This window comes from Allobosea sp. TAB14 (genome assembly GCF_052113865.1).
In the GTDB taxonomy this organism is placed as follows: Bacteria; Pseudomonadota; Alphaproteobacteria; order Rhizobiales; family Beijerinckiaceae; genus Allobosea; species Allobosea spartocytisi.
The window spans coordinates 1-4,067 of sequence record NZ_JBFRDQ010000283.1; the positions used below are offsets into that span (position 1 = coordinate 1).

The window sequence follows — 4,067 nt, forward strand, 5'->3', positions numbered from 1 at the left end:
GGTCTGGCCTTGTGGTTCTGCTGCGCCGGCATCGGGCCGGCAAACGCCGTCGACGCCGTCCGCGTGCCGGTCGACGCGCCGGTCATCGACCTCACCCACATCGTCGAGCGCAACAAATCCGACGGCGACGTCATCCAGATCTCGACCGCGCCGGGGCCGGACGGCATCGTGCGCCGCATCGCGGTGAAGGCGCGCGAATCCGGCGCCAGGCCGGACTGGATCGTCTTCGCGCTGACCAATGATTCCGACGAGCAGATCGACCGGTTGCTGGTCGCGCCCTTCCACCGGCTGATCGGATCGGGCGTGGTCTGGCCCGATCTCGGCGACCGGCGCATCGAGGCGGTGACGGCGAGCCAGGGCCTCTCGCCCGACCGCGAGGCCAGCCCCGATGCCGATGTCTTCCTGATCACGCTCGATCCGGGAACGACCGTGACCTTCGTGGCCGAGCTGAAATCGCCCAACCTGCCGCAGCTCTATCTCTACGAGCCGGACGCCTATCGCCAGAAGACCAACGGGCTGACGCTCTACAAGGGCATCATCATCGGCATCGCCGGCCTGCTGGCGCTGTTCCTGACCATCATCTTCGTGGTCAAGGGCGCGGTGATCTTCCCGGCTGCGGCGGCGCTGGCCTGGGCGGTGCTGGCTTATGCCGGGCTCGATTTCGGCTTCTTCCAGCGGCTCTTCCCACTCACACCGGCCATCGAGCGGATCTACCGGGCCGGCGCTGAGGTGGTGCTGGCGGCGACGCTGCTCGTCTTCCTCTTCGCCTATCTCAACCTGTCGCGCTGGCATGTGCGCTACGGCCACGTCACCATCGTCTGGATTCTCGGCCTCGCCGGCCTCGTCGGGCTCGCCGTCTTCGATGCGCCGATGGCGGCCGGCATCGCCCGCATCTCAATCGCGGCCGTGGCTGCCGTCGGCTTCGTCCTCGTGGTGCATCTGGCGACSCATGGCTAYGAGCGGGCGGTGATGCTGATCCCGACCTGGTTCCTGCTYGCCGTCTGGGTGACGGCGGCCGGCTTCACCGTGACCGGGCAGTTTCAACGCGATCTCGTCGCGCCCGCCTTGCTCGGCGGCCTCGTCCTGATCGTGCTGCTGATCGGCTTCACCGTGATCCAGCACGCCTTCGCCGGCGGCGCGATCTCGCACGGTCTGGTCTCCGACACCGAGCGGCGGGCGCTGGCGCTCTCGGGCTCGGGCGACCTCGTCTTCGATTGGGACGTCAGCGGCGACAAGATCTTCGTCTCGCCGCAGATCGAGGCCCTGCTCGGCCTGGCCAAGGGCTCGCTCGAAGGCTCGGCCGCCCGCTGGCTGGAACACATGCATGTCGCCGACCGCGACCGCTACCGCGTCACGCTCGACGCGGTGCTGGAACAGCGGCGCGGCAAGCTCAATCTCGACGTGCGCCTGCGCGCCGCGAACGGCACCTATCACTGGGTCAACATCAAGGCCCGTCCGGTGCTCGGCTCGGATGGCGAGGTCATCCGCGTCATCGGCACGCTGGCGGATGTCACCGACCAGCGCACGGCGCAGGAACGGATGCTGCACGACGCCGTGCACGACAACCTGACCGGCCTGCCCAACCGCAAGCTGTTCCAGGACCGGCTCGGGGCGATCTTCGGCTTCACCCGCGCCGACGACAATATCCGCCCGACCGTGCTGGTCATCGATGTCGATCGCTTCAAGCAGGTCAACGAATCGGTCGGCTTCTCGGCCGGCGACTCGATCCTGCTGACGCTGGCGCGCCGGCTCGGCCGGCTGCTCCGGGCGCAGGACACGCTGGCCCGCATCGGCGGCGACACCTTCGCGATGATCCTCGTCTCGGAGCGCGACCCGGAGCGCATCCTGGCGCTGGCGGAACTCGTGCGCCGCGCCGTCTCGACGCCGATCACCTATGCCGAGCGCGAGATCGTGCTGACGCCCTCGATCGGGCTCGCTTTGTTCGACGCCCCGTCCGCCGCGCGCAAGGACGACGCACTAAAGAACGCCGAGCTCGCCATGGCCCACGCCAAGCGCCAGGGCGGCAACCGGATCGAGATCTTCGTCCCGGCGATGCGGACAGACCGCAACGACCGGCTCGCGCTCGAAAGCGACCTGCGCAAGGCGATCGAGCGCAACGAGATCCAGGTGATGTACCAGCCGATCGTCAGGCTGGAGGACCGGACCATCGCCGGCTTCGAGGCGCTGGTGCGCTGGGACCATCCGCGCGAAGGCCGGCTGATGCCGCAGGACTTCCTCGCCATCGCCGAGGAGACCGGGCTCATCGTCGATCTCGGCATCTATGTCATGGACAAGACCGCGCGCGAGCTCGAGGCCTGGCAGGCCGCGCTCGAGGTCGACCCGCCGATCTTCGCCAGCGTCAACGTGTCGAGCCGCCAGCTCCTGCGGCACGACCTGCTGCATGACGTGAAGACCGTGCTCGGGCGCCGGCGCGTGCTGCCCGGCACGCTCAAGCTCGAGATCACCGAGAGCCTCGTGATGGAGAACCCGGAATATGCGGCGCAGATGCTGCAGCGCATCCGCGATCTCGGCGCCGGCCTCTCGCTCGACGATTTCGGGACAGGCTATTCCTCACTGTCCTATCTCCAGCGCTTCCCCTTCGACACGATCAAGATCGACCAGAGCTTCGTGCGGCAGATGGGCAATGGCCGCCCGCCCGTCATCCTGCGCTCGATCGTGCAGCTCGCCTCCGACCTCAACATGGATGTCGTCGCGGAAGGAGCCGAGAGCGAGTCCGACGCGATCGAGCTCTACCAGCTCGGCTGCCAGTATGCGCAGGGCTACATCTTCGGCCAGCCGATGACGGCGGCGGAAGCCCGCCGCCTGATGGGCGCGACGGCCGCGGCGACCGAAGCGGCGTAAAGCTGGAGCTGACGCCCCCTCGGAAGAGACGACGAAGAAGCAGGGTCATCCCGGACGCAGCGAAGCGGAGATCCGGGATCCATGCCTGAGCATCAACCGGAAGAGTTCCGGCGTGGATCCCGGGGCAAGCCCGGGATAACCTCGTGGTTCCGTGGACTGCCCGGAGACGGTCAAGCCCGAGCATGACGCCGGACCTTCACGCGTGCCCGGCCTCGCGCGACAGGAAAGCCGGATCGATACCGATCTTGCCCAGCGCGCGCTGGTATTTCGTCTCGACGCTCTCATCGAAGAGCAGCGCGGGATCGGCCTCGCAATGCAGCCAGCCATTCGACTGGATCTCGGCCTCGAGCTGCCCGGCCGCCCAGCCGGCATAGCCCAGGGCGAGCACCGCGTTCTCCGGCCCGGTGCCGACGGCGATGGCTCTGAGGATGTCGAGCGTCGCGGTCAGGCAGATGCCATCGTCGATCGGCAAGGTCGCCGATTCCAGGAAGAAATCGGCGGTATGCAGGACGAAGCCGCGCTTGGTCTCGACCGGGYCGCCGCGCAGCACCTGCATCTTCTCCGCCCGGCTCGGCAGGCGGATGATTTCCTCCGACGGAATCACGTCGAGCTGGACGAGAAGGTCCGGGAATTTCGTATCCGCAGCCGGCTTGTTGACGATGATGCCCATCGCCCCGTCCTCGGAATGGGCGCAGACATAGACGACGCTGCGGCTGAAGCGCGTGTCCGTCATGCCGGGCATCGCGATCAGGCACTGCCCGTCGAGATAGCTGCGGCTGCCGAGGCGCGTTTGGGGGCCGATCTTCATGCCGCCATGCTAGATCACTTCCCGCGCACGGGAAACGCCGATCGGGCATAAAAAGCCGGCATCGCGATTGCGCCCCATTCTTCGACGAAGATCCGGCCCCGGCGTGTCGTCGCAATCATGTGAGAGGCAGAGGTTTTGTTCGCTTTTCGGCTTGGCACTGGTTAAGGCAAAGCTGTGATCCGGATCCTTCCCCTGCTGGCCCTCGCCCTTCTCGCCTTCGGCACGGTCGCCCAGGCGCAGGACGCCACGACCGAAGCCGCCACGTCGCCCTGGTCGACCGGCGAGCATGCGAGGTTGCGTCTCATCGCCGGCCCGACCACGCCGACCGGCAAGCAGCGCGTCGGCGTCGAGATCGTGATGTCGCCGGGGTTCAAGACCTATTGGCGCACCCCCGGCG

Annotated in this window: 2 protein-coding genes and 1 pseudogene; 2 read left to right on the top strand and 1 reads right to left on the bottom strand. The window is 67.5% G+C overall.

All coding sequences use genetic code 11. The features are described 5' to 3' along the window. The first annotated feature begins 9 nt into the window (after positions 1-9). A complete protein-coding gene (locus AB4Y99_RS26275; RefSeq protein WP_441525399.1) occupies positions 10-2,862 on the top strand; it encodes an EAL domain-containing protein in 2,853 nt (950 codons plus the stop codon). Between the two features lie 196 nt (positions 2,863-3,058). On the opposite strand, the gene AB4Y99_RS26280 is transcribed toward AB4Y99_RS26275, so the two are convergent. Next, the gene (locus tag AB4Y99_RS26280) at positions 3,059-3,670 is read right to left on the bottom strand and encodes a YqgE/AlgH family protein (protein WP_441525398.1); all 612 of its coding nucleotides are present in this window, start codon (positions 3,668-3,670) and stop codon (positions 3,059-3,061) included. A 174-nt stretch (positions 3,671-3,844) separates the two neighbouring features. Between AB4Y99_RS26280 and AB4Y99_RS26285 the strand changes: the two are divergent. Beyond that, positions 3,845-4,067: pseudogene (locus AB4Y99_RS26285) on the top strand (protein-disulfide reductase DsbD domain-containing protein); the annotation flags it as partial.